20 protein-coding genes and 3 pseudogenes are annotated in these 24,929 nt (G+C 64.8%); 10 read left to right on the forward strand and 13 right to left on the reverse strand.

The features are described from left to right. Positions 1-64 precede the first annotated feature (64 nt). From U1703_RS16405 to U1703_RS16415, 3 genes are all read left to right on the forward strand, one after another. Positions 65-2,542, forward strand: coding sequence for a glycoside hydrolase family 3 protein (locus U1703_RS16405; RefSeq protein ID WP_332786553.1), 2,478 nt, complete (start codon positions 65-67; stop codon positions 2,540-2,542). Positions 2,543-2,639: 97 nt separating this feature from the next. Next, positions 2,640-3,989, forward strand: coding sequence for a glycoside hydrolase 5 family protein (locus U1703_RS16410; protein WP_332786554.1), 1,350 nt, complete (start codon positions 2,640-2,642; stop codon positions 3,987-3,989). Between the two features lie 16 nt (positions 3,990-4,005). Beyond that, entirely contained in the window at positions 4,006-5,235 is a 1,230-nt protein-coding gene (locus U1703_RS16415; protein WP_332786555.1) for a glycoside hydrolase family 27 protein, read from the forward strand. 34 nt (positions 5,236-5,269) lie between these two features. Here the strand turns inward: U1703_RS16415 and U1703_RS16420 are convergent. The 3 genes and pseudogenes from U1703_RS16420 to U1703_RS16430 all read right to left on the reverse strand — a co-directional run. Beyond that, a pseudogene (locus tag U1703_RS16420) lies at positions 5,270-5,590 on the reverse strand (transposase); the annotation flags it as partial. A 109-nt stretch (positions 5,591-5,699) separates the two neighbouring features. Then, a pseudogene (locus U1703_RS16425) lies at positions 5,700-6,938 on the reverse strand (IS3 family transposase). A gap of 397 nt (positions 6,939-7,335) precedes the next feature. Next, entirely contained in the window at positions 7,336-9,807 is a 2,472-nt protein-coding gene (locus U1703_RS16430; protein WP_332786556.1) for a TonB-dependent receptor domain-containing protein, read from the reverse strand. Positions 9,808-10,263: 456 nt separating this feature from the next. On the opposite strand from U1703_RS16430, the gene U1703_RS16435 reads away from it, so the two are divergent. Then, complete coding sequence (locus tag U1703_RS16435) at positions 10,264-10,599, forward strand: hypothetical protein (protein WP_320453689.1); 336 nt, start codon at positions 10,264-10,266, stop codon at positions 10,597-10,599. A gap of 125 nt (positions 10,600-10,724) precedes the next feature. Next, positions 10,725-10,982, forward strand: coding sequence for a hypothetical protein (locus tag U1703_RS16440; RefSeq protein WP_332786557.1), 258 nt, complete (start codon positions 10,725-10,727; stop codon positions 10,980-10,982). A 63-nt stretch (positions 10,983-11,045) separates the two neighbouring features. Here the strand turns inward: U1703_RS16440 and U1703_RS16445 are convergent, their stop codons facing one another. The 4 genes from U1703_RS16445 to U1703_RS16460 form a co-directional block, all read right to left on the reverse strand. After that, a complete protein-coding gene (locus U1703_RS16445) occupies positions 11,046-11,651 on the reverse strand; it encodes a DedA family protein (protein ID WP_332786558.1) in 606 nt (201 codons plus the stop codon). Beyond that, positions 11,648-12,034, reverse strand: coding sequence for a hypothetical protein (locus U1703_RS16450; protein WP_332786559.1), 387 nt, complete (start codon positions 12,032-12,034; stop codon positions 11,648-11,650). The genes U1703_RS16445 and U1703_RS16450 overlap by 4 nt, the downstream gene beginning before the upstream one ends. 135 nt (positions 12,035-12,169) lie before the next feature. Continuing rightward, positions 12,170-12,568, reverse strand: coding sequence for a VOC family protein (locus U1703_RS16455; RefSeq protein ID WP_320453685.1), 399 nt, complete (start codon positions 12,566-12,568; stop codon positions 12,170-12,172). Positions 12,569-12,728: 160 nt separating this feature from the next. Then, positions 12,729-16,283 carry a hydantoinase B/oxoprolinase family protein gene (locus tag U1703_RS16460; RefSeq protein WP_332786560.1) on the reverse strand — a complete coding sequence of 1,185 codons (3,555 nt, stop codon included), beginning with the start codon at positions 16,281-16,283 and terminating at the stop codon, positions 12,729-12,731. 95 nt (positions 16,284-16,378) lie between these two features. Between U1703_RS16460 and U1703_RS16465 the strand changes: the two genes are divergently transcribed. From U1703_RS16465 to U1703_RS16480, 4 genes are read left to right on the forward strand one after another with little or no spacing between them, the layout of a single operon-like run. Next, positions 16,379-16,888: a winged helix DNA-binding protein gene (locus U1703_RS16465; RefSeq protein WP_332786561.1), complete on the forward strand. Its 510-nt coding sequence runs from the start codon at positions 16,379-16,381 to the stop codon at positions 16,886-16,888. A 15-nt stretch (positions 16,889-16,903) separates the two neighbouring features. Further along, a complete protein-coding gene (locus U1703_RS16470) occupies positions 16,904-17,572 on the forward strand; it encodes a DUF969 domain-containing protein (protein WP_332786562.1) in 669 nt (222 codons plus the stop codon). Continuing rightward, the gene (locus U1703_RS16475) at positions 17,569-18,531 is read left to right on the forward strand and encodes a DUF979 domain-containing protein (protein WP_332786563.1); all 963 of its coding nucleotides are present in this window, start codon (positions 17,569-17,571) and stop codon (positions 18,529-18,531) included. Before U1703_RS16470 ends, U1703_RS16475 begins: the two co-directional genes overlap by 4 nt. Continuing rightward, positions 18,528-19,514 carry a DUF2891 domain-containing protein gene (locus U1703_RS16480; RefSeq protein WP_332786564.1) on the forward strand — a complete coding sequence of 329 codons (987 nt, stop codon included), beginning with the start codon at positions 18,528-18,530 and terminating at the stop codon, positions 19,512-19,514. Before U1703_RS16475 ends, U1703_RS16480 begins: the two co-directional genes overlap by 4 nt. Before the next feature lie 130 nt (positions 19,515-19,644). Here U1703_RS16480 and U1703_RS16485 read toward each other — a convergent pair whose 3' ends face one another. The 4 genes from U1703_RS16485 to U1703_RS16500 all read right to left on the reverse strand — a co-directional run bounded on the left by U1703_RS16485 (position 19,645) and on the right by U1703_RS16500 (position 23,011). After that, on the reverse strand, positions 19,645-19,791 hold the full coding sequence (locus tag U1703_RS16485; protein ID WP_332786565.1) for a hypothetical protein: 147 nt from the start codon (positions 19,789-19,791) through the stop codon (positions 19,645-19,647). Positions 19,792-19,854: 63 nt separating this feature from the next. Then, positions 19,855-20,892, reverse strand: a complete 1,038-nt coding sequence (locus U1703_RS16490; protein ID WP_332786566.1) for a sensor histidine kinase — start codon at positions 20,890-20,892, stop codon at positions 19,855-19,857. A 110-nt stretch (positions 20,893-21,002) separates the two neighbouring features. Further along, on the reverse strand, positions 21,003-22,130 hold the full coding sequence (locus U1703_RS16495; protein WP_332786567.1) for a metallophosphoesterase: 1,128 nt from the start codon (positions 22,128-22,130) through the stop codon (positions 21,003-21,005). Positions 22,131-22,276: 146 nt separating this feature from the next. Continuing rightward, positions 22,277-23,011: an SDR family oxidoreductase gene (locus tag U1703_RS16500; protein ID WP_332786568.1), complete on the reverse strand. Its 735-nt coding sequence runs from the start codon at positions 23,009-23,011 to the stop codon at positions 22,277-22,279. A 131-nt stretch (positions 23,012-23,142) separates the two neighbouring features. Between U1703_RS16500 and U1703_RS16505 the strand changes: the two genes are divergently transcribed. Beyond that, on the forward strand, positions 23,143-23,454 hold the full coding sequence (locus U1703_RS16505; RefSeq protein ID WP_332786572.1) for an ArsR/SmtB family transcription factor: 312 nt from the start codon (positions 23,143-23,145) through the stop codon (positions 23,452-23,454). Positions 23,455-23,482: 28 nt separating this feature from the next. On the opposite strand, the gene U1703_RS16510 is transcribed toward U1703_RS16505, so the two are convergent. Continuing rightward, positions 23,483-24,373: a polysaccharide deacetylase family protein gene (locus U1703_RS16510; protein WP_332786569.1), complete on the reverse strand. Its 891-nt coding sequence runs from the start codon at positions 24,371-24,373 to the stop codon at positions 23,483-23,485. Between the two features lie 114 nt (positions 24,374-24,487). After that, a pseudogene (locus tag U1703_RS16515) lies at positions 24,488-24,601 on the reverse strand (hydroxyisourate hydrolase); the annotation flags it as partial. Between the last annotated feature and the right edge of the window lie 328 nt (positions 24,602-24,929).

The following is a 24,929-nucleotide window of genomic DNA, read 5'->3' on the forward strand; positions in this document are numbered from 1 at the left end:
TTTTCTTGACAGTGGCGTCCGGAAACCGGCACGTCGGGGTATAAAAAATAGGGGAGGATATTTCATGGCGTTTCACCGCATCCTGACCATGATCATGGCTGCGACCGCCTTGAGCGGCGGTGCGATTGGACAGCAGACGGCACCCGCAGCTGGCACTGGAAGCGCCGTGGCGCATCCCGATCTATGGCCCAAGCTGCCCCTGAAGCGCCAGCGTGATGCCAAGGTGGAAGCGCGGGTCGACCAGATCCTGTCGCGCATGACCGTCGAAGACAAGGTCGGCCAGCTGATCCAGGTCGATATCGCTTCGATCACTCCCAAGGACCTCGAGACCTACAAGCTCGGCTCGATCCTGAACGGTGGCAACTCGGCGCCCAATAATGACGAATTCGCGCCCGCGCCCGAATGGCTCAAGCTGTTCGACGCCTTTTACGACGCTTCGGCGAAGCGCAGCGACGGTCGCCCCCAAATCCCACTGATCTGGGGCACGGACGCGGTCCACGGCGCCAACAATATCGTCGGCGCGACGCTGTTCCCGCACAATATCGGGCTGGGCGCGGCACGCGATCCCGAGCTGATCCGCAAGATCGGCGCGGCGACGGCGGCCGAGACGGCGGCGACCGGCATCGACTGGAGCTTCGCGCCGACCGTCGCGGTGGTCCAGGACGACCGCTGGGGCCGGACCTATGAAAGCTATTCGGAAGATCCGGCGGTCGTCGAATCCTATGCGGGCAAGATGGTCGAGGGGATTCAGGGCAGCGTCGGTGGCGACTTCATGAAGCCCGGCCATGTCATCTCGTCGATCAAGCATTTCCTCGGCGACGGCGGCACCGGCGGGCGCGACCAAGGCGATACGCGCGTGTCCGAAGAGGTGCTGCGCGACGTCCACGCGGCTGGCTATCGCAGCGGGCTGGTCGCGGGCGCGCTCACGGTCATGCCCAGCTTCTCGAGCTGGAACGGCACCAAGATGACCGGCAACAAGAGCCTGCTGACGGGCGTGCTCAAGGATCGCTGGGGCTTTGACGGCTTCACCATCGGCGACTGGAACGCGCATGGCCAGGTGCCGGGCTGCACCAACGAGGACTGCGCGCCTGCAATTAACGCCGGGCTCGACATGTTCATGTATTCGGGTCCGGGCTGGAAACAGCTTTACGCCAACACGCTGCGCGAGGCGAAGGACGGGACGATCCCGGCCGCACGTCTGGACGATGCGGTCCGGCGCATCCTGCGCGTGAAGGTGCTTGCGGGCAGCTTCGAGGCGGGGCGTCCGTCGTCGCGTCCTATCAGCGGCAGGTTCAATCTGATCGGCGCGCCCGAGCATCGTGCAATTGCGCGACAGGCGGTGCGCGAGTCGCTGGTACTGCTCAAGAACAACGGCTCCATCCTGCCGATCAAGCCCGGCGCTAACATCCTCGTCGCGGGGCGCGGCGCTGACAACATCGGTCAGCAAGCAGGTGGCTGGTCGATCACCTGGCAGGGAACCGGCGTCACCAATCCCAACTTCCCCAATGCCCAGTCAATCTGGTCGGGCATCGACGAGGCGGTCAAGGCAGGTGGCGGCAAGGCGACATTGGCGATTGACGGCAGCTATGCCGCCAAACCCGATGTCGCGATCGTCGTCTTCGGCGAGACGCCTTATGCCGAGTTCACCGGTGACCGTCCGACGCTGGAGTACAGCCCGGAGGACAAGAGCGACCTGGCGCTGCTCAAGAAGCTGAAGGCCGCCGGTATCCCGGTCGTCGCGGTGTTCCTGTCGGGCCGCCCGCTTTGGGTGAACCCAGAGCTTAACGCAGCGGACGCCTTCGTCGCGGCCTTTCTGCCGGGCACCGAGGGCGGCGGCGTCGCCGACGTGCTGATCGCCGGGCGCGACGGCAAGCCGCGCAACGACTTCCACGGGAAGCTCAGCTTTTCCTGGCCCAAGCGGCTCGACCAATATGTCCTGAACAAGCGCGATCCCAATTACGATCCGCTGTTCCCGATCGGCTATGGCCTGACCTATGGCCAGGGCATGACCGTGCCGACGCTGAGCGAGGCACGCCCGGCGGTGACGGCGGGCGACCAGAATGCGCTGTTCGTGCGTGGCCGGGTGGCCGCTGGCGCGCGCCTGAACGTCATGGGCTCGGTCCAGCAGACCCGCGTCGACCGCGCTGCGCAGGAAGACAGCCTTCGCTTCGCCTTCGCAGGCACTGGTCCTGCGGGCGCCGCGATCGAGGAGGCCAAGCCGATCGACATTACCCGCGAGTCCAACGGCCAACTCAGCCTGCTGCTCGATTACCGCGTCACCGGTGCGCCGAGTGGCGAGGTGACACTGGGCATGGAGGGCGGCAAGATGGCCTCGGTGCCTATTACCGGGGCGCTGAAGGGCGAATTGGGGCAGTGGCGCCAACTCGCGGTGCCGCTGCGCTGCTTTGCCGATGGCGGCGTGGCGATGGGCGCGGTGTCCAAGCCCTGGATCATCGCCACCAACGGCAAGCTGAATTTTGACATATCGTCGATCCGGATCGCCAGCGCGCCTCCGGGGCCAGTGAGCTGCGGGGTCCGCTGAGCGACGGATCGGACGGGGGGCTCGATAACGGGCCGCCCCGATTTCTACGGACATATCAGGCCCGCCAAGGGACCGGTACGAAGCGGGGATTAAGAGGATGACGAAGGCGATCAATCGTCGCGCTTTTGTGGGTACGGCGGGACTGCTGGCGGGGGCGGTGAGTGCGCCCGCGCTTGCGACCGGCGCGGCCAAGGCCGGGGAGCGCGCCTTCGTCCGGCGCGACGGTATGCGGCTGATGATCGACGACGATGTCTATCGCTTCGCCGGTGCCAATATCTGGTATGCCGCCTATCTGGGGGCCGACGCCCCTTATGGCGACCGCGCGCGGCTTGGGCGCGAGTTGGACGCGCTGGCGGCGATGGGGGTGACCAACCTGCGGATCCTCGCCTCGGCCGAGGAAGGCCCGTTGCGCAACTCGATCAAGCCGGGTTTCCGCACCGCCACGACGATCAACCAGACGCTGCTCGCCGGGCTCGACTATGCGCTCGCCGAGATGGCCAAGCGTGACATGCGCGCCGTCCTCTACCTGACCAACTTCTGGGAATGGTCGGGGGGCATGATGACCTATCTGTCCTATGTGAACGGCGGCACGTTCATCAACGCCAACGATCCCGAGCATCCCTGGCCCGCCTTCGCCAATTTCAACGCGCAATTCTACGGCAATGCCCGGGCCAAGCTGATGTATGACGATTGGATCCGGACCGTCGTGTCGCGGACCAACAGCGTCACCGGCAAACCCTATGCCGCCGATCCTACGATCATGGCGTGGCAGTTGTCCAACGAACCTCGTCCGGCGGGCGATGCCGCGCATGCCCATCTCGACCAATTCTATGGCTGGGTGCGCGACAGCGCGAAGCTGATCAAGTCGCTCGACGGCAATCACCTGGTCTGCACCGGTTCGGAAGGGTTGAAGGGCGCGCTGGAGCAGCCGGAAATCGTCCTGGCCGAGCATGGCATCCCTGAGATCGACTATCTGACCGCGCATATCTGGCCCAACAACTGGGATTGGGTGAAGCAGACCGACCTCGCCAACACCTACAAGCGCGGCGAGACGCTGACCCAGGATTATATCGCCAAGCATGTCGGCTATGCCCGGCAGCTCAACAAGCCGCTGATCTTCGAAGAATTCGGCTATCCACGCGACGGCGGCAGCAATGATCCCAAGGTCGCGACGACGTTCAAGGATCGCTTCTACGGCTTGATCTACGCGGCGGCGCTGCGCGACATGCAGCAGGGCGGCCCCGTCGCCGGGACCAATTTCTGGGCGTGGAATGGCGAGGCACGGGCGCAGCATCCCGACTATCGCTTCCGCGACGGCGACGGCCAATATATGGGCGACCCGCCCCACGAGCCGCAGGGCTGGTACGGCATCTTTACCGGCGACACGACCGTCCGTCTGGTCGCCGAGCACGCCAGGGCGATCGCTCGCCTTCCCAAGACCCGCTGAGCCAGGAAGCACCGTCATGCTCCGTCGCCTCATTCGTCCGCTGGCCGCTGCCACGCTGCTGTTCCAGGCCGCACCCGTCCTGGCGCAGGAGGTGCTGGACACCGATCCCAACACGCTAGCCCCGTCCAAGGACCCCAAGCGGACCGCGAACGGCCTGGCCCAGACGCCGCCCATGGGCTGGAATAGCTGGAACAAATTCTCCTGCAACGTCAACGAGGAGGTGATCCGCAAGACGGCGGACGCGATGGCGTCAAACGGGATGAAGGCGGCGGGGTATGAATATATCGTCATCGACGATTGCTGGCACGGCGCGCGCGACGCGAACGGCTTCATCACCGAGGATCGCACGCGCTTCCCCGGCGGGTTGAAAGCGCTGGGCGACTATATCCACGCCAAGGGGCTGAAGTTCGGCATCTATTCCGATGCGGGTACCAAGACCTGCGGCGGTCGTCCGGGCAGCCAGGGGCATGAGTATCAGGACGCGCTGCAATATGCCCGCTGGGGCGTCGATTATCTCAAATATGACTGGTGCTCGACCGGCGTCCGCAATGCGGAGGAGGCCTATGCGACGATGGCCGACGCATTGCGCGCGACGGGGCGGCCGATCCTGTTTTCGCTGTGCGAATGGGGCAATTCGCGGCCGTGGTTATGGGGTACCAAGATCGGCAACATGTGGCGGACGACCGGCGACATCACCAACAAATGGGAAGGCAAGCACGGCTATAGCTGGGGCGTCGCGTCGATCGTCGATCTCAACGAGCCGCTCTGGCCCTTTGCCGGGCCGGGTCACTGGAACGACCCCGACATGCTGGAGGTCGGTAACGGCGGGCTCAGCGACACCGAATATCGTACCCATTTTTCGCTTTGGGCCATGATGGCCGCGCCGCTGATCGCGGGCAACAATGTGGCGGACATGAGCGCGGCGACGCGCGACATCCTGCTCAATCGCGACGTCATCGCGGTTGATCAGGACCCGCTCGGTGCGCAGGGCCACCGTGTGGCACGGTCCGGGAAGCAAGAGGTATGGGTAAAGCCGATGGCGGATGGCGGACGGACGCTGCTGCTGTGGAATCGGGGCGAAGCACCCGCACGGATCGTCGCAGACTGGACGAAGTTGGGTTTGCCGACCAGCGTTAAGCTGCATGGTCGCGACCTGTGGACCCACAAGGATTTGGGGCGTTTGTCTAACAGCTACCATGCTGAAGTGGCGCCACATGGCGTCGTCATGATTCGATTAGGTGTTTGATTTGACGTTCTTTAGGATCAGGGCTCGTTGATCATCACCAGAAGATGACGGTGGTAGCGAGAGCATTGGCGGAGAAGAAAGCGGGCAGGCAGTAGTCGTAGCTGGTGGCCAGTCCTGGCTAATTCTTGAGACGTCCGAACATGATCTCGATGCGGCTATAATGCCGGTAGCGGGGCTTATCGTGCTGTACCGGCTCGTTGCGCGATCTGTGGCCCAGGATACAGAGTTGAATGCCCTTGGCCTGCAAGGCGTCCCTGCATCCATCGGCGTCGTAGCTGCGGTCGCCGACCAGCCACTGCGTCTTCGGCATGTCATCGAGTAGCGCTGCTGGACCGATGTAGTCGCTGACTTGGCCTGGCTAGCGATGATCGCAGCAGTTTGCTCGGCCGTGTGCCCGGCCGCCAGTCGCAGCACCGCGCTCAGGTCGTCCACCTGTGATCTGGCCCCTGTTCCACCGGACGGGTTCAGGCGGGTGCAGACATCCGTGCGTGATGCTCGTGCGGCGAACGCATTTTGAGCGCTAACTGTGGGAGGTGCCGTAGTCCTCGATCCATCCGGCAAGCGAACTCAACTCGGTGGGTACATCGAGAAGCGGCGAGACGCGGACGTAATCGCGTTTGAGGGTATGAACGAAGGCCGCCGAGCTGTCGTTGGATTGTAGGCCGCGAACAGGCGTGAAGCAGGATTTGAGGTCCAACTGTCGGGCGAAGATCCGTGTTTTGCTGGCGGTATAGGCCGAGCCGTTTTCCGACAGCATCTTGACCGGTGTCGTCGCGCGCATGCCGCCGAAGCGGGTTTCCACGGCTTCCGACATGATGCCGCGCACGTTCAAGCCGCTAATGCCAGTTTCGGCACCGCGCGCCTGGCGACGATCTCGCGGTCATGGACATCTTTGATGAAGGCGCTGCGCAGGACCTTGCTGTTTCAGCAGATGAACTCGAAGCCGTCCGAGCACCAGCGCAGGTTGGAACGCATCGCCACCACGACCCCGTCATGGCCATAGTCCGCCCGCTTGGTATAGCGCCGCGCCAGCAACAGGCGGTCGGCTGCCATGATGCGGTAGATGCGCTTGCGATTGACCGACGCCAGTCTTTCGGCGCGTTGCTGTCGGTTGAGGACCACAGCAATGCGGCGGTAGCGGTAAGTGGGCCGATGCGCGGCGATCTGGCGGATGCGGGACAGCAGATCGGCATCCTGGGCCTTGGAGTACGGCCCGCGGGTCCGGGTGCTGCCGGTCGGGCGGTCGGGCGGTCGTACACCGTCGAGCGCCCAACGCCGAGCGTGCTGGCAATCAGGTTCACCGGATACTCTCCGGCAGCGGTGAGTGCATGAGCAAGCTCGCATTTTTTCGGGCGCGAGCGCTCCAGCTCCTCCTTCAGTATCTCGACTTCGAGCGTCTTGCGCCCGAGCTGGCGCTCCAGTTCGCCGATGCGGGTTTCCATCTCGCGTACTTGGCGATGGCTGGTCACGTCATCGTCGCTGGTGGCCACGACGCTCCCGCCTTCCTGCATCAGCGGCCGCCAGCGTTACAGCAGGTTCGGCGCGACCCCGTTGCGGCGCGCCACCACCGATATGCTTTCGCGACCATCGAGCGTCTTTTCGACGATCCTCAGTTTCTCAGCCGTACTCCAGTGACGGCGCCGACTGCCGTCGGTGATGATCTCGGACACGGACATAAGCCTATATTCAGGGGATAGCGCCATGCTTTCTGCTTGGGCCAAAATCCGTCCGTTCAAAATAGGGGGCAGATCAACAAGCGCCTCGAAGCATCCCGCAGCAAGCCGTCGCCACCTCTGCTCGTAAACCACCGCTCAGGGCAGCGGGTTGTTGATCAGCCGTCGCCACGGTGCACCCGTCTTTCAGGTGTGGTGAAGGCTGTTGAACACCTTATGCTGGTTGCGTACCCGCTGCCCTGCAGCAGCGAGTACGGCGCGATCGGTGAGCATTCCTCGTCGCTTACGTCAGACGGATAGGGCTCGCGGCAAATGTTCTTCCGAGAACGGATGGATCAGCAGCAATCACACGCCCATAACAGGCTTATGTTGAGCAAAACGGAAATATACGAGGGGCGCAGCTATCGGGCCACGCCCCGTATCTTTGTCAGAAACCCACACGGAGCGACAGCGAGGTCGTTCTCGCGTTGATCGTCCGCGCCCGTACGATGCCATTTGTCGGGATCACGTCATCCTCGGCCTCGGTAAAGCCCAAGGCGTTGAACAGGTTGTTGCTGTTCAGCGAAACCAGGATGCGGTCGGTGGCGCGGAACTGCACGAAGGCGTTGACCACCGTATAGCCGGGCAGCTTCAGCTGGTTGGTATCCTGCGCATAGCTGCTGGTCGTGCCGATCACGTTCGCGCCGATCGTGATGCGGTCCCAATCGACCTGCGGCGTCGCCTGGAAGATCAGCCGGGCCTGACGGCGTGGGGTGTTGCCGACCACGCCGGGGTTGAGTGCGTCGCTGACGATCTTGGCATCGGTCCAGGTGGCCCCGCCAGTCATGTTGAACGGGCCGACGCTATACGCCCCGTCCAGCTCCAGGCCATAGGCGCGGTATTCGCGGTCGATGAAGACCTGGCGCGTCGCCTCGTAATTCTGCTCCTCGGTCCGCGCCCAGAAGCCGGTCAGGTTCACGTACATGCCATTCTTGCGATACTTCAGGCCCAGTTCGGCCTGGCGCACATAATCGACCGCGGCGTCGCGATTGATCAGATGGCCGTCGGTTGTGCTGACCGCCGGGCCGAACAACAGCCGGTCGGCATTGGCGCGCGCGCCCCGGCTATAGCGGACGAACATCGCGAACGGCTCCGACACGCGGAAATTCAGGCCCGATGAATAAGACAGATAGTGCCAGCTATAATCGACCGGCGCCGGGCTGGTGAGCGGGATCACGGCCACGCGCTGCTCGGCTGCCGAGATCACGCCGTCGCCGTTCATGTCGCGCGCCGTGGTGCCGACGCGCCCGCCGCCGAGGTCCGATCCAAAGATCGATCCTTGCGCATTGCCGAAGTCGTAGCGGATGCTGGCGCCCAGCGCGAAGCGCCCGATCTTGTAGTTCAGCGAGCCGAACGGCGCATTGACGTTATAGTCGACGCGGTAGCTGCGACGGCAGCAGCCGCCGAAATAATCCGCCCCGAATGCATAATAGCCATTCTGGGTCTGCGCGACGCCCGCGGCATTATACACATCGACCAATGCCGCGCGCCCGTCGCCGCGCACGTCCATCAACGTCGAGGTCCACAGCCAGTCGGTGTCGACCGTCTGCCGCGACTTGTAGAAGCCGGCGGTGGTGGTCAGCTCGCCCTTGCCGATGTCATAGACGCGACTGGCGCGCAGGTCGTTGGTGACATTGTCCAGGCTGTTGAGCTTGGTGTCGAACACGACGACGCGGGCGAGCAGGCCGTTGCCGTTCAGCCCCGACAGGTTCGTGATCGCCTGTCCGCTGTTCGGTCCGCTGGCATAGCGCAACGTCGCACCGGTACCGCCCAGCGCGGTCGCGGTCGCCGCCGCGCCGTCGACCGCCGAGGGGAAGTTCGAGATGAACCGGCCCGAGACATCGGCATAGCGGAACCGGTCGGTCACGGTCCATCCCGACACGTCGAAGCGCGTTTCCACCCCGAAGGCGTTGACCACCGGATGCTGGCCGTCGCGAATATCGTCGACCACCGGATTATTCTGCCCATCCAGCGTCACGTTGCTGGTGTTATAGCGCGACAGCAGAGCGTCGCGGGCGATGTTAAAGCCGGGGATGCTTTCGTAGCGCGGATCGGCGTTGGTGCCGGTCACGCGCACGGGATTGGGCAGATAGGCCGCCGACCGGTCGTTCAGGAACTTGCCGTAGAAGCGGATATAGCCGCCGCTGAAATCCTTGGTGACGTTCAGCTTGATCTGGCCGCCCTTGGTGCCGTCATAGCCGACGCGGCGCGGCCCTTCACCCTGGTGATAGAAACCGCCGATATGGAAGCGTAGCGTGTCGGTGAGCTTGGCGCCGTAATCGAAGTCGAGCCGATACTCGCCGTAATCCAGTCCGGCGGTCGCCATGATCGCGCCGCCCGGCACGTCGCCGGTCTTGGAGATCATGTTGATGACCCCGCCCGGCGAATTGGACGAGAAGGTCGAGGCGGAGCCGCCGCGAATGGCGTCGACCGAGGACACGTTCATGTCGGCGCGCAGGAAGATGTCGGCATTGCCGAAGGTGATGTCGCCGAATTCGAGCACCGGCAGCCCGTCCTCCTGCAACTGCAGGAACTTGGCACCGCCCGACGCGATCGGCAGACCCCGGATCGAGATATTGGCGTTGCCGTCGCCGCCCGAGCTTTCCGAGCGGATGCCGGGGATGTTGCGGAAGATTTCGGCGGTCGAGCGCGGTGCCGCCTTCAGGATCTCGGCCGCGCCGAGCGAGCTGGTCGAGATGGCGCTGTCCAGACGATCGCGCCCGCGCGCGACGGCTGTAACGACGACATCCTTGTTAGCCGTATTCTTCTCGACGGCCTTGTCATCGGTCCGCTTGTCAGCCGGCGTAGTTTGTGCCTGGGCTTGTACCGGAACCGTCAGTACGAATGGAATGCCCGACATGATTAGCTTTTGAAGAAGCACCTGATCCCCCGTTTTTTAATCGGGGGACCCAATACCAACCAAGGCTTTGCAAACGATTAAAGTGGCTTCATTCCAGCATTTATATCCGCTGCATGGATGCAGCGGATATAAATGCCTTCAAAGAAGACATGCTAACCAACGCTTCGTCAGTCATGACGGAAGTTCTAGGTCGGTAGTATGCCCGTCGGGGGGAGGGCAATTCGCCCGCCATCACCACTATGCGCGTGCACATGATCATGTTCGTTACGCCACAGCCGCAGCACCGGGAGAGCATGGGAACGGCGTCTCGTTGAGGCACCTGATGTAGCCATCCTGCGGGGCTTCTCGGGCGCGGTATCGTGCCGTTCGAATGGAGGCTCCTGCGCCCAGCTTTCCATATGATGCCGCCGTTCGCTTTGCTACAGGCCACGGCAATCGAGGCAGCTAGATCGAGTTATGGCCAGACGTTCGAAATACGATCCCTATGATCACCTTCCCCAGGAAGACGAGGTTCCGGCGGAGCCGACGCCATGCTGGCTGTGCGGTCGGCCGACGGGCAAGACCATTGTCTGGCACCATCCTGTCCCCAAAAGCCGCGGTGGCCGCGACGTCGTGCCGATGCATCCGATCTGCCAGCAGACGCTGACCGCCAATTTCACCAACTCCGAGTTGCAGCGGCATGGCATGAATGTCGCTGGCCTGCTCGACAATCCGAACGTGCGGAAGTTCGTGGACTGGGTGGCGAAGAAGGATCCGGACTTCACCGCGACCATCACCAAGAAGCAGCGCTGATACCGGCCGGTCGATCGCCCCGACCGAAATACAAATCAAAAAACGTCCGGCATCGGATCGACGGACATGGGCGGCTTTCCGGGCCGAAATACGGGTGCCGTCATGGCACCGAATGGAAGGATGAAATGACAGAAATTGCAGGAACCGGCGAGTATGTTATCGATCGGGTGCAGCAGATCGTCCGGCAGCATGTTCCCGGTGCGACTTGTGCCTTGCTGGACTATGGCAAGCGGGTCGGATGCGGGGAACTGGACGACAGCGGCAAGCTTCACGAATTGCGGTGGCTGCGGCGCGAACTGGACGACGATCGGGTCGCTGAGGATGCCGAGCGTCTGGCGCGCATGATCGCCGAGGCCAATCGGCACGGTCTGGCGGACGGCTAAGTCGTATCGGTCGCGCCTTCGCGTGTGATCGACGCGGCGTGCATTCGCCGGATGGCTCGGCCGTTACTCCGTGTCGTCAGAGGCCGTCTGGGAGCGGCCGAAAAGCTTCCATCCTAGCAATATGGCCGCGAGCAGGCCGACGATCACCCAGGTCAGGTTGCCGAGCAGGCTTGCGATCGTCTGAACCTGGTCGCTGAAGGCGCGACCGAGCGAGACGTAGATCAACAACCACAGGACTTCGCCCGCAATGTCGAGGACGATGAACCGCACCCAGGGGTAATTTGTCAGCCCGCTGGTGACGTTGATCCACGGCCCCAGCGGTCCGATGAGCCACCGGCTGAAAAAAATGCCCCAGCCCGCCCATTTGCGCGAATGGGCCTCGGCCTTCTCGACCTTGTCCGCCCCGCCGATGCGTTGCGTGACCGCCGCGAGCAAAGGTCGCCCGCCATATCGCCCGAAGGCATAACCGATCTGATCGCCGACAACGGCCCCGGCCGAACCGGCGAAGATCACCGGCCAGAACGACAATTCCCCCTGCGCGACGAACGAGCCCATCGCGACCAATGTCAGCGAACTGGGAAACGGCATGCCTGCTGCGGCCAGCACCATCGCGACGAAAAGCGCAGGCAGCCCGTAGGTCGTCAGCAGTTCGAGCAGTTGGTCGGTCATCGGGCGGACGACGATGATCGCGATGGCATGATCGGTTGCGGGGGTGGGCCGGGCGGAGGGTAGGGGGGGCGCACATGCACGATCGCATAGGTCAGTCGTGCCTCGATCTGCGTCATCGTCAGTCCGCTGTCGCGCGAGATCCGGGCCAGCGGCCGCCGGTCCGGGTGCGGCGGCAGGCCCAATGCGGCATGAAGCACATGAGGGGGCACGTGATAGGAATGGGCGACATAGCCGATCGTCATCCACGGCTCGATCGGTTCGTCGCGGTGCGCATTCCAATAGATGGCATCGCTGACTGTTCGAACCGCGTGGTAGCCGGTGAAGGCCACGATCGCGACGAACAAGGCGATCAGGGCTTTTCGCCAAGTTCGGTTGCGGGTCATGATGGAGCGTTACGCCTGACGGATGCGGCGATCAACGTCCCAACGTCTGGCCATCTGCATCCTCTCGGAACCGCGTTGCTGCCCGTTCAGAATGAGAACGGGCAGCGCCGTCAGGCCGATATCGGATGAGCCCGATTATTTGGGGAAGTGAATCCCGCACAGCTTGTTGCCATCGGGATCGCGGACATAAGCGAGTTCGATCGTGCCCATGCTGGCGGTGTTCCGCGGTCCGGGCGGAGCCTCGATCGAGGTGCCGCCATGGGCGACCGCGACGTCGTGAAACCGCTTCACCTGTTCCGGCGAGTCGCACGCAAAGGCAACGGTGCTGCCGTTCGCGATTGTCGCCGGCTCGTCGTTGATCGGCTGGCTGACGATGAAGTTGGTCCCGTTGCCATTGTTATAGATCAGACGGATATGGCCGCTGTCGGCGATATTTCGTGTCGGTTCGCCGACGCCCAGGGTGCCAAGCACCGTGTCATAGAAGCGCTTCGATCGCTCGATGTCGTTCGATCCGACCATCGTGTGAAACAGCATATTTTTCTCTCCTGTTCGGGACATCGTCGAAACGAATCGAAACCGCATTCGGACCATGTATTTTTCACGAGCGATAATTCCGTTCGAGCACATCGCTGCCGCGATCGGCACCCCCTTAGCCGCGAAAGGTTCCAGCCTCGCCTGACGGGATCATGCGGCGTTATCCGTCTGGCGAGAGGCCGAAGCCGCCACCGCCAGGGGTCTGGATGGTCAGGCAGTCGCCTGCCTCCAGCGCCACCTGGTCGACACCGGCCAGGGCCTGGCTGGTCCCATCGGCCCGTTGGACATGCTGGACCCCGGTCGAACCATCGCCACCCCCGGCAAGGCCGAACGGGGCGATCGTCCGGCGGGATGCGACGATCGTCGCCGTCATCGCCTCCAGCGCGGTGATTGACCGGATGACCCCGTCACCCCCCTGCGTTGCGCCTTGGCCTCCCGATCCACGGCGGATCGCAAAGCGGTCGAGGCGGACGGGATAGCGGAGTTCGAGGATTTCGGGATCGGTGATCCGCGTGTTGGTCATGTGCGTATGCACCGCCGACGCGCCGTCAAAGCCCGGCCCGGCTCCGGCACCACCGCATATCGTCTCGTAATATTGATAGCGCTCGTTGCCGAACAGGAAGTTGTTCATCGTCCCCTGCGCCGCCGCGCACGCGCCCAGCGCCCCGAGCAGCGCGTTGCAGACCGCCTGGCTGACCTCGGTATTGCCCGCGACGACCGCGCTGCCACGCGGCGGCGACAGGAAGGAGCCATCGGGAATGACGATGGTCAGCGGCACCTGGCAACCTTCGTTGAGCGGCAGGTCCGAGCCGACCAGACAGCGAAAGGCATAGAGGATGACCGCGCGCGTGACCGCAGGGGGCGCATTGAAATTGCCGGGGCTGGCCGGGCCGGTGCCGGTGAAGTCGATCGTCGCGCTGCGGGTCGCGGCGTCGACCGTGACGCGGACCTTCAGCGGGGTGCCGTCGTCCATCGCATAATCGAACACCCCATCGGTCAGGCGGGACAGCACGCCGCGGATGCTTTGCTCGGCATGGTCCATGACATGGCCGATATAGGCGTCCACCATCGGCCATCCGCGCGCGGCGATCAGGGCGTTCAGCTCGGCGATGCCGGTGGCGTTGGCCGCCAGCTGCGCCTTGATGTCGGCGACATTGGTATCCGGGCTGCGCGCCGGATAGGGTGCATCGGCGAGCAGGCGGCGAAACGCCTCTTCGCGGAAGGTGCCGCCATCGACCAGCAGGAAGTCGTCGATCACCACGCCTTCGTCCGTCAGCGTCCTGGACTGGGGCGGCGTCGATCCGGGGGTGAGGCCCCCGATATCGGCATGATGGCCACGATTGGCGACGAAGAGGCGGATTGCCTTGCCTGCATCGTCGAAGACGGGTGCGATGACCGTCACGTCGGGCAGGTGGGTGCCGCCGTTGAACGGGTTATTGAGCGCGACGACATCTCCGGGCTTCAGCGTCGCGCCCCGGCTGGCGATCACCGCGCGCACGCTTTCGCCCATGGCGCCCAGATGGACGGGCACATGCGGCGCATTGGCGATCAACCGCCCCGCCGCGTCGAACAGTGCGCATGAAAAGTCGAGCCGTTCCTTCATGTTGACGCTGCTGGATGTGTTGCGCAGCACCACGCCCATGCGTTCGGCAATGCCCATGAACTGGGTGTTGAACAGCTCGAGCTGAACCGGATCGGCAATCGCCGGGTCGGGTTCGGCGCGGGCCGCAGCCCCGCTGTGATGGAGCATCAGCGCGCCGCCGTCATCGACCTCCAGGGTCCAGCCCGGTTCGACCATCGTCGTGGCGATGGCCTCGCGGATCAGCGCCGGGCCGGTGATGCGGTCGCCGGGCCGCAGGTCGGCGCGGTCGTGGATCGGCGTCGCATGTTCGGCACCACCGGTCCATACGGTTACGGTCGCGATCGGGGCGGGCAGGGGGCCGTGCCGGGGGGCAAGCCGTGGCGGGGCAACCGGCGCGCCCGGAAGGATCGCCTCGACCAGCAGGCTGTCGACGATGATGTCGCGGTCCGGGCTGACGAAGCCGAAGCGAGTCAGGTGCGCGGCCTCGAACGCGTCGCGCATCACGCTATCCTCGCCCAAGGGGACGCCCAGCGCGGTGTCCGTTCCCGCATAGCGCAGGTTGACGGTGGCGACGCGCTCGGCCCCCGCCCCGACCTCCGCCTCGGCGGCCTCGCCCAGCGCGTCCGCGATGTCGCCGAGCGGCGTGCCGAGTGGTTGTTCGACCGAGCGCTGGCGAATGGCGATCCGATCGGCGAGACCCATGCCATAGGCGGAAAGCACCCCGGCCAGCGGATGGATCAGCACCCGACGCATGCCCAGCGTCTCGGCGACGCGACATGCATGCTGGCCGCCTGCGCCGCCGAAGCATTGCAGCGTGAAGCCGGAGACATCCTCACCGCGCTCCAGCGCGACACGCTTGATCGCGGCGGCCATCTGCGCGACCGCCACCTCGATAAAGCCCTCCGCGATCCGACGCGGGTCCGTGATGCCGGTCTGCGCGACGAGTGCGGCAAAGCCGCGCGCGGTGGCCTCGGCATCCAGCGGCTCGTCACCGTTCGGCCCGAACACCGCCGGGAAATGCGCCGGTTGGATCTTGCCGACCAGGACATTGGCGTCGGTGACGGTCAGCGGCCCGCCGCGACGATAACAGGCGGGGCCGGGATTGGCGCCCGCGCTGTCGGGGCCGACGCGGAAGCGTGCGCCGTCATAATGCAGGATCGATCCGCCACCGGCCGCGATCGTGTCGATCGCCATCATCGGCACGCGCATTTCCACGCCCGCCACTTCGGCATCCAACACACGCTCGAACCGCCCGGCATAGAGGGTGACGTCGGTCGAGGTGCCGCCCATGTCAAATCCGATCACACGGTCGATCCCGGTCGCCTCCGCCGTGCGCGCCGCCGCCACGACACCACCGGCCGGTCCGGACAGGATCGCGTCCTTGCCTTGGAACGCCGCCGCCTCGGCAAGCCCGCCGTTCGACTGCATGAAGTGCAGCGGCACGCCGTCGAGGGCACCCGCGACCCGGTCGACATAGCGGCGCAGCACCGGCGACAGATAGGCATCGACGACGCTGGTCCGCCCGCGCGAGACGAGGCCGATCAGCGGGCTGACCGCATGGCTGGCCGACACCTGCGCAAAGCCTGCCGCCCGGGCGAGTTCGGCGACACGCGCTTCGGTGGCGGGGTGCGCCCAGCTATGGGTCAGCGCGATCGCCACCGCTTCGAACCCCTCCGCGCGTTTGGCGGCCAGGGCCTCGGCCGTTGCCGCTTCGTCGAGCGGCACGACGATATTTCCGTCGCGGTCGATGCGACCGCCAATCTCGATCACCGCATCATAGAGCGGAACGGGAAGGCGGATATCGAGGTCGAACAGACGTGGCCGCGCCTGGTTGCCGATGGCGAGCAGGTCGGCAAAACCCCGGTCGACCACCAACAACGTGCGTGCGCCCTTGCGTTCGAGCAGGGCGTTGGTCGCAACCGTCGTCCCCATCTTTACCTCCGCGATGATGTCGGTCGGCAGGGGGGTATCGTCGGACAGGTCCAGCAACTGGCGTATGCCCGCCACCGCCGCATCGTCATAGCGTTCGGGATTTTCGCTGAGCAGCTTGGTGGTCGTGATCGCCCCATCCGGCGCCCGCGCGACGATGTCGGTGAAGGTGCCGCCACGATCAATCCAGAACGACCAGCGCATCGCATAAGCCTTGTATGTAATTTATCAACGAATCATCGTGTACATGTTGACAGATTGGCTGGCCAGCGCGATCGTTGGTCGGGACTGGAGGGCATATGGCCAATGAACGGCGCGCGATCGTATCGTCGGCGCACCTTGCCGATGGTTCGGTGCCCGCGCTCTCGGAGCTGGAGTTCAGCCTGACGCTGGCGGCCGCCGCCTACCAGCGCTGGATGGCCCGCTGCGCTGCCGCGACCGGCCTGGCGCTTGCGCCGCTCGAGGTATTGATCCTCCACACCGTCCGGCATCGCGATCGGCCCAAGCGGATCGCCGACATCGCGCTGGTCCTCGACATCGAGGACACGCACCTGGTCACCTACGCCATCCGAAAGCTGGAAAAGGCGGGGCTGATCGCGACGCATCGCGAGGGCAAGGAGAAGCTGTTGCTGGCGACCGAGGCGGGGCGCGACTTTTGCGCGGGGTATCGTGATATTCGCGAGCATGTGCTGGCCGCCGCCGTCGATGCGGACGGCCCCGATGCCGAAGCGCTGTCGGCGGCCGCTGCCCTGCTGCGTCGGCTGTCGGGCCATTATAACCAGGCGGCGCGCGCCGCCGCGACGCTGTAGGGAAGGGGCGACGCGATGCTGGTGTTGTCGGGGATCGCGATCATCGTCATCGGCTTTGCGCTGGGCGTAAATCCGCTGCTGGTCGTGACGATTGCCGCCTTCGCCAGCGCGGCGGCGGCGGGCCACGGGCCGGTCGAGGTCGTGGCGATGATCGGCAAGGCTTTCGTCTCCAGCCGGTTCATGGCCGTCGCCTGGCTGGCGCTGCCGACCATCGGACTTCTCGAACGGGCGGGCTTGCGCGACCATGCGCGTGAACTGGTCGGGCGGTTGCGTGGGGCGACGGTCGGGCGTGTCTTGCTGGGGTATCTGGCGGTGCGCCAAGTGACCGCTGCGTTGGGCCTCAACGCGCTGGGCGGGCATGTCCAGATGGTCCGCCCGATCGTGGCCCCGATGGTCGAAGGCGTCGCGGCGCGTGACGGCGACCCCGCGCTCGACCCCGACTTGCGCGACGATATCCGTGCGCAGGCGGCGGCGGTCGACAATATCGGCCTGTTCTTCGGCGAGGACGTGTTCATCGCGATCGGCTCGATCCTGTTGATCCGTGCGGTGCTGGAGCAGGAGGGGGTCGTCGTCGCGCCACTGGATGTCGCGCTATGGGCGATCCCGACCGCGATCATGGCCTTTATCGTCCATGGCATCCGATTGCTGCTGCTTGATCGCCGTTTAAAGGCGCGGTGCCGATGATCGGGCTGGATGCGCTGGGCTTTGCGGCGGCGGCCCTGCCTGCGGCCGTCGCGGTGCATCATGCGCTGGACCGGGCCTCGCCGACGCGCTGGCGCAATGCGGCGTTCTGGGGCGTGTTCGCGGTCCTGCTGGGGCCGGGCGTCTGGCTTCCCGATCTGGTGGCCGGGATGCTGGTGCTGGTTCTCGTCGGCCTTGCGACCTGGGGGCTGCGTCCCTCGGCCGTCGCATCCAATGACGCGGGGCTCGCTCGCGCCGGGGCCGCACGGCTGGGCCATCGCCTGTTCGTGCCCGCGCTCGCCCTGCCGGTCGTGACGCTGGCGGGAACGTTGCTGATCCCCGATGGCATCATCGCCGGTATGCCGGTCATCGATCCCAAACAGGTTTCGCTTGTCGCGCTGGCGGTCGGTGCCGTGGTCGCCCTTGGCCTCGCCATCCTGCTGACCCGCCCGCCGCGCGGTGCCGCCGTAGCGGAGGGGCGGCGACTATCGGATGCGATCGGATGGGCGATGGTGCTGCCGCAGATGCTGGCGGCGCTGGGCGGGGTCTTTGCGATGGCGGGGGTCGGGACCGTTGTGGCGGACGGCGTGACCGGTGTCGTGGCGCTGGATACGCCGTTGGCCGCGACCCTGGCCTATTGCATCGGCATGGCCCTGTTCACGATGGTGATGGGCAATGCCTTTGCCGCCTTTCCGATCATGACCGCCGGGATCGGATTGCCGATCGTCATCCACCGCTTCGGCGGAGATCCGGCGGCGGTCGCGGCCCTGGGCATGCTGTCCGGTTTTTGCGGGACGCTGATGACGCCGATGGCAGCCAACTTCAACATCGTGCCCGCCGCCGTCCTGGAACTGCGCGACCGGTTTGGCGTGATCCGCGTCCAGTGGCCGACCGCGTTGATCCTGCTCGTCTTCAACATCATCGTCCTGACGCTTTGCGCCTTCCCCGGAAAGACAGCATGACCCCCGATCTCGCCAGCCGTTTCGCCCGTATCGCCCTGGGCCATGTGACCCGCGAATATCCGCACAAGGCGGACCATGTGATGACCAGCGATGCGGATGCCTATGTGCCGCGCGTCGTGCATCCTATCTTCTATGGCAGCTATGACTGGCATAGCTGCGTCCATGGATATTGGCTGCTGGCACGGCTGCGCCACCGCTTTCCTGCCCTTGGCGAAGCGGCCGAGATCGACGCGCTGTTTGCCGAGGCGTTCACGCCCGAAAAGGTCGAGGTCGAACGCGCCTATCTCGATCGGCCCGCGTCGCGCGGGTTCGAGCGCCCCTATGGCTGGGCCTGGTTGATGATGCTGGCGAGCGAGTTGACCGTCTCGGGCAGCCCGCATGCCGCCACCCTGAGGCCGCTGGCGGAAGCCTTCGCGACGCGGTGGCACGATTTCCTGCCGCTCTTGACCTATCCGGTGCGGGTCGGGATGCATGCCAATACCGCCTTCGCGCTGGTCCTGACCGACCGCTATGCGCGGGTGGCAGGCGACGATGCGATGCGCGCCACGATGGCCGACTGTGCCCGCCGCTGGTATGGCAAGGACCGCGCCGCCCAGGCATGGGAGCCGAGCGGGCAGGACTTCCTGTCCCCGGTGCTGGTGGAGGCGATGGCGATGCAGCGCCTGCTGCCGGCCGATGCGTTCGCCGACTGGTTCGCTGGCTTCCTGCCGGAATTGACCGAAGGCCAGCCCGCGGCGCTCCTGACCCCGGCCGAAGTCAGCGACCGCAGCGACGGACAGATCGCGCATCTCGACGGCCTGAACCTCAGCCGTGCTTGGGCGATGCGCACGCTGGCCCAAACGCTGCCGCCGGAGCTCACCGCCATATTGGAGGAGTCCGCCGCCCGGCACATGGACGTCGCGCTGGAGGCGGTGTCTGGCGACTATATGGGCGAGCACTGGCTGGCCAGTTTCGCGACACTCGCCCTGACCGGACTGGACTGATCGGACAGTGGGGCGGGGGAGGCCGCCCCACTGCCACGGGCTTAGCATTTTATACGCAGTCGAGTGTAATAGAAGCCGCCGTTGCGCGGATAGACCTGACCATCGGCGGTGCCGCCGGTGATCGTATAGATCAGTATGGTCGCGGTGGGGGCGAGCCGATCGTCAGCGTAAGGTTATGTGCGACGGTATAGCCGATCTCCAGGTCCGCGGCGCTGACGATGAACGGCGAGGTCATGCCGATTACGGATATCATGCGCAGCGGATGCAGCAGCTTCAATTGGTCCTCGTTAGGCGTATCTGGACAACCGCTCGACGCTTGGTTTCGAGCCACGATCGTTTCTCAACCTCCCGCGTCAGCCGATCTATCCCGACCATTATTGTCGGGCAGGAGCAAGCGCAGGATGGTCCCGGCCGAGGGCCGGTTTTCGATGCTGAGCTGCGCCCCGATCTGCCGCGTCAGGCTGGCCACGAGTTTCAGGCCCAGGCTGTCCGAGTGAGCGAGGGCGAATTCCGGCGGCAGTCCGGCCCCGTCGTCGATGACGCAAAGCTCGGTCGTCCCGTCCCGGCGGGTAAGGTTGACGACGACCGTGCCGAATTCCTTGCCTGCAAAGCCGTGCTCCATCGCGTTCGCGATACCCTCGGCCATGATGAGGGCGAGCGGGATCGCGGCATCGGGGGGCAGAAGGATGCCGGGAACCGCGTCGATCCGGTGGCTGATACCCGGCCTGGCATCGGCCGCGAACAGGTCGGTCATCAGGTCGCGCAGGAATATGTCCAGCGGCACCTGCTCGCCACTGGTCGAGTACAGCTGTCGCTGGATACGCCCGATCAGTTGCAGCTTCTTGGACGCATCGGTCAGGATCATGCGGGCGATCGGATCGGTGACCTGTCTCTGTTGCAGCGACAGCATGGCACCGACCATCTGGATGTTGTTGGACACCCGGTGCTGGAGCTCGTTGAACAAAAGCTCCGTGCGCTCGGCCAGGCGCCGTTGCCCGGATGCCAGGCCCGCCGTCCGCCGATACGCGCGCTGCATCGCGTCGATCAGGCTGATATCGACGGCAACGACGAAGGTGTAGAAGCCGATCGCGACAAGCGTCCGCCCCGACAGGTCGAAGGTGTGGATCGGTGGAATGAAGAAATACCAGGCGAGCAGCCCGCAGACCACGGCCGAAACCACGCCCGGACCGCGGCCGAACAGGAACGAGGTAAGGATGACCGCAGGAAAGAATGTCAGGTACGGAAAGCCGGGCGGGAAGGCCGAATGAAGCATCCAGCGTATCCACCAGGCGATAGCGCAGAGCAACAGGCTCAGCGCATAGGCCAAGGCCCGGTGTTCCTGAAGGAGCGGCAACTGCCCCAGAACCCGACGCTTCATTCTCATTCCCCCTAAAGCGTCCCCGTGCGTCTCCCCTCCTGCGCGATCATGCGGCGGGTTGCAAATTCCTGATTATAAAGTCGGATTGCCGACGATGCGCTGGCCCCGATTTACGGCATCGGCCGCAGCGTGAACCGGGTGATCTCGGACGGTACGCCCAGTCGCAGGGCGAAGCCCGGCCACAGGCCGGTGCCGTTGCTGACATAGAGCGTCATGTCACCCACGGCGTAGCGACCAGACACAAACCCGGCATTGCCGCGAGCCACAAGTCGGTCGAGCCCACGGATCATGCCCCCATGGGTATGGCCGGACAGCTGAAGCGCAATGCCCTGCGCGGCGGCATCGCGCGCCTTGCCGGGCTGGTGGTCGAGAAGGATGACCGGCGCATCGCCGGGGACGTTGCGGAGCGCGAGGGTCAGGTCGGGTCCGGCCTGGCCGACGCTGGGTGCCGAGAGGTCGGTCACTCCGGCGATGACCAGCCGATCGCCACCGCGTTCGACGACCGCATGGGCATTGGTCAGCATGCGAAACCCCATGCCTGACAGGTGCCGCATCCACGCTTCATAGTCGAAGAAATATTCGTGATTGCCCGGAATGGCATAGACCCCGTCGGGCGCGCGCAGGCGGCGCAACGGCTCCACGTCGTCCCGGCGCATATCGACCGAGCCGTCGATGAAATCGCCGGTCACCACGATCAGCTCGGCTCCGGCGTCGTTGCTCCGCTCGACGACCGCGTGCGCCCATTCGGCGGTAAACAGGCGGCTGATATGCAGATCGGTCAGTTGGACGATCCGATAGCCGTTGAACGCTGGCGGAAGGTCGCGGATCGCGACCGTCACGTCCCGGACCGGTGGCACGCGCAAGGCATTGGCCACCCCGAGCCCGGCCAACCCGGCCGCCAGCGCGGCGATGGCGTAACGCAGCGTCGCGGGTTCGCGGATCGCCTGTCGACGAACGAGCATCGTCACCAGCGCCCCCAGATCAGCCACCAGCTGGAACACCGCGAGCAGCACCAGCGCGCCGAACGCCCAGTTGAACAGGATCACGACCGGGCGGGAGAACTCCGGCGCGAATACCGACCCGGACGAAAAGCGGCTCCACAAATGGAATTGCGAGGCGGCCAGCATCAGCAGTCCGACAGGAAGCTTGGCCCAGATGGGCACCGGCAACGGCGACAGCCAGCGAGCCAGGACGATCAGCGCGGGGACAGCAAAGACGAGATTAAAGATGGGGAACACTCCGGCTGGGGCTTCCGATGCCGCCTGTAAACGTGGCGGACGCCATGCGTGTCCGCCCCATGCCACGCGCGAGTCGTCACGGACACTATCATGGGTGGAGCCCGACGCGCGGCCCCTCCCATAGAGAGGAAGGGGCCGCCTACGACTTACGCCGTCACACCGCCGTCGATATTGAGCGTCGTGCCGGTAATGTAGCTGGCGTCCGGCCCGGCAAGGAACGCGACCGCGCCCGCCACTTCCTCGACCTTGCCATAGCGACCGAGCGGGATGGCGCCCAGCACCTGGGCCGCGAACTCACTGTCGGCGGGGTTCATGTCGGTGTCGATCGGACCGGGCTGGATCGTATTGACCAGGATGTTGCGCGGGGCGAGGTCCTTGGCCCAGCCGCGCGCCAGCGCCGCCACGGCTGCCTTGGTCGCGCTATAGATGGTTGTCGCAGGAAAGGCCATTTCGCCCGAGATGCTGCCGATCAGGATGATCCGCCCGCCATCGCGAAGATGCGGCAGGGCGGCGCGCGTGCCGACGTGCAGACCCTTCACGTTGACGCCGAACTGGCGATCGAAGGTGTCGTCGCTATCCTCGGCCAAGGTCGAGAATTCGGCGATCCCGGCATTGTGGACCAGGATATCGATCCCGCCGAGCGCGGCGGCGGCCTGTTCGACACCACCACGCTGAGAGGCCGGATCAGCGGCATCGGCCTGAAAGGCGAAGGCGGTGCCGCCGGCCCGCTCGATCGCCGCGACGGTGGCGTCGGCTGCGGCCGTGTTGCCCGCATAGGTGATCGCGACAGTCGCGCCATCGGCCGCCAACCGCTTGGCGATGGCCGCTCCGATGCCGCGCGATCCACCGGTGACGAGCGCTTTTTTGCCTGCAAGCGACATGTACATTCTCCAAGACATAGGGCCCGCGATCACGGCATCGTGCGCTGTCGGCAGGCAGAAGATGGGGTTAGGCTTTAATAGTTCAATAATGCCGAACTATTAAATTGGCTCGTCTGCCCTATATCGGGTTCATGCCCCGTTTCACCCATCCCCGGCTGGAGGACGTTCCCCTCGACCTGGCGCTGCACGCGCTGGCCGATTCCAATCGCCTGGCGATGGTGGCGCGGCTGGCCGCGACCGAACGGCTGAGCTGCACCGATGCAGCACCGTGCGACTCCATCCCCAAGAGCACGCTGTCCAATCACCTCAAGCTGTTGCGTGCTGCGGGGCTGATCGAGACGACGCAGGCGGGGCGCGAGATGATCAATACGCTGCGCCGTGGTGAATTTGACCAGCGCTTTCCGGGGCTGCTCGACGCGGTGCTTGCCAACCAGCCAGGCTGATCACCGGCCGACGACGAGGCACGGAGCATCAGACGTCTGGATGTCCCAGAGAGGCGACATGTTCGGCCACGGCACCCGCCGTCGTCCACCAGATGCGCGGGTCGTCCGCTTTCCGCAGCCGGGTCAGAACGCGTTCCAGATGCAGTGCGCGGTGCGGCTGCCCCATGATATAGGGATGGAGGGCAATACCCAGGACCGATGGTCGGCGATCGCACTCGCTCAGCAACTGTTCGACATTGTCCTCAATCATGCCCGCAAAGGTCACCGCCTCCTGCTGGCGGGCTATGATCGAAGGAATGTCGTTGATCTCCTGCGAATAGGGGATCGACAGGATGTCCCTGCCGCTGCGGGTTCTCAGTCGCGTCGGCTGGTCGTCATGCGCCCAGTCGAGGACATAATCGAAACCGGCCTCCTCCAGCAGATCGGGCGTCCCGTGGCTTTCGGAAATCCAGGGGCCCAGCCAGCCGCGCGGGCGAACACCGATCTTGGCGAACGTTTCGAGCACGTTGGCGATCATCGCACGCTCATCGTCCTCGCTCTGCTCCCCCTCGGCCTCCGCATTGCTATGCCCGTGCGCGGCAATCTCGTCGCCCCGATCCCGGCATGCCTCGGCAAGCCCCGGACACTGGGTAATGATCGCGGCGTTGACGAGCGCGGTGGTCCGCAGTTCGAGCCGGTCGAACATCTCCATGAACCGCCACGCTCCGACCCGATTGCCATAGTCACGCCAGGCGAAGTTCATGACGTCCGGTTCGGTCTTGGACGGCGCCAGCGTCGCTCCCATTCCCTCGCCGAACGCGAAGACTTCGTGGTTCACGCCCAGATAGATCGCCAGACGGCGGTTCTCGGGCCACGAATAGTCGGCGCACCCGACGATCGGCCGATAGTCATAGCGCCCATGGTGCGATAGCGTGGCCATCGTCATACGGTTTCCTCCAAGCGAAGTGACGGCATGTGTCCCGCTTTTCCACGCCCAGATGGCGCAGCGGTAAAGCGGGTGACAGGGCGTCCGGGGCCTGCTGCCCTGATAGGTCGAGTAACCATAGGGGCCGACAACGACCCGCACATGATAATGGTGCATTTTGCAGGTGACTCGGAACGTCAGCGTGATTTTGCGGAAAAAGGTCGACGCCGACGCGGCGCGAATAGCCGAGCTCTTGAACTGCGGCCCGCAGGCATCGGTGTCGAAGGATGCTCTTGATCAATGGGCAGGGGCAGGGGCGGGGCAGGGGGCTGTGCGGCCCGTATGAAACCCTGGGAGGTCGGCGAGCTGGGGAAGTTAGGGGGGGTGTGTGACGATGTTTTGGAGGAAAAGTGTCATTGGTGTGAAAAATGTTGTTGACCGGTTCGCGACGTCCGCCTAGAGGGGTTTCACCGCAGCGGTGGTCGCAACGACTGACCGGTGCAGCTACGACAGACTGGCGCGCTGGAAGCCCTGGGAACGGGGTGGTAAGGTGTTGCCGGTGATTTGTTGT

Source organism: Sphingomonas flavida (assembly GCF_036663655.1).
Lineage (GTDB): Bacteria > Pseudomonadota > Alphaproteobacteria > Sphingomonadales > Sphingomonadaceae > Sphingomonas.

Excerpts from the sequence above, each read along its gene's own strand:
- U1703_RS16405 (WP_332786553.1), top strand. The coding sequence starts at position 65 with ATGGCGTTTCACCGCATCCTGACCATGATCATGGCTGCGACCGCCTTG.
- U1703_RS16410 (WP_332786554.1), top strand. The coding sequence starts at position 2,640 with ATGACGAAGGCGATCAATCGTCGCGCTTTTGTGGGTACGGCGGGACTG.
- U1703_RS16415 (WP_332786555.1), top strand. The coding sequence starts at position 4,006 with ATGCTCCGTCGCCTCATTCGTCCGCTGGCCGCTGCCACGCTGCTGTTC.
- U1703_RS16430 (WP_332786556.1), bottom strand. The coding sequence starts at position 9,807 with ATGTCGGGCATTCCATTCGTACTGACGGTTCCGGTACAAGCCCAGGCA.
- U1703_RS16435 (WP_320453689.1), top strand. The coding sequence starts at position 10,264 with ATGGCCAGACGTTCGAAATACGATCCCTATGATCACCTTCCCCAGGAA.
- U1703_RS16440 (WP_332786557.1), top strand. The coding sequence starts at position 10,725 with ATGACAGAAATTGCAGGAACCGGCGAGTATGTTATCGATCGGGTGCAG.
- U1703_RS16445 (WP_332786558.1), bottom strand. The coding sequence starts at position 11,651 with ATGACCGACCAACTGCTCGAACTGCTGACGACCTACGGGCTGCCTGCG.
- U1703_RS16450 (WP_332786559.1), bottom strand. The coding sequence starts at position 12,034 with ATGACCCGCAACCGAACTTGGCGAAAAGCCCTGATCGCCTTGTTCGTC.
- U1703_RS16455 (WP_320453685.1), bottom strand. The coding sequence starts at position 12,568 with ATGCTGTTTCACACGATGGTCGGATCGAACGACATCGAGCGATCGAAG.
- U1703_RS16460 (WP_332786560.1), bottom strand. The coding sequence starts at position 16,283 with ATGCGCTGGTCGTTCTGGATTGATCGTGGCGGCACCTTCACCGACATC.
- U1703_RS16465 (WP_332786561.1), top strand. The coding sequence starts at position 16,379 with ATGGCCAATGAACGGCGCGCGATCGTATCGTCGGCGCACCTTGCCGAT.
- U1703_RS16470 (WP_332786562.1), top strand. The coding sequence starts at position 16,904 with ATGCTGGTGTTGTCGGGGATCGCGATCATCGTCATCGGCTTTGCGCTG.
- U1703_RS16475 (WP_332786563.1), top strand. The coding sequence starts at position 17,569 with ATGATCGGGCTGGATGCGCTGGGCTTTGCGGCGGCGGCCCTGCCTGCG.
- U1703_RS16480 (WP_332786564.1), top strand. The coding sequence starts at position 18,528 with ATGACCCCCGATCTCGCCAGCCGTTTCGCCCGTATCGCCCTGGGCCAT.
- U1703_RS16490 (WP_332786566.1), bottom strand. The coding sequence starts at position 20,892 with ATGAAGCGTCGGGTTCTGGGGCAGTTGCCGCTCCTTCAGGAACACCGG.
- U1703_RS16500 (WP_332786568.1), bottom strand. The coding sequence starts at position 23,011 with ATGTCGCTTGCAGGCAAAAAAGCGCTCGTCACCGGTGGATCGCGCGGC.
- U1703_RS16505 (WP_332786572.1), top strand. The coding sequence starts at position 23,143 with ATGCCCCGTTTCACCCATCCCCGGCTGGAGGACGTTCCCCTCGACCTG.
- U1703_RS16510 (WP_332786569.1), bottom strand. The coding sequence starts at position 24,373 with ATGGCCACGCTATCGCACCATGGGCGCTATGACTATCGGCCGATCGTC.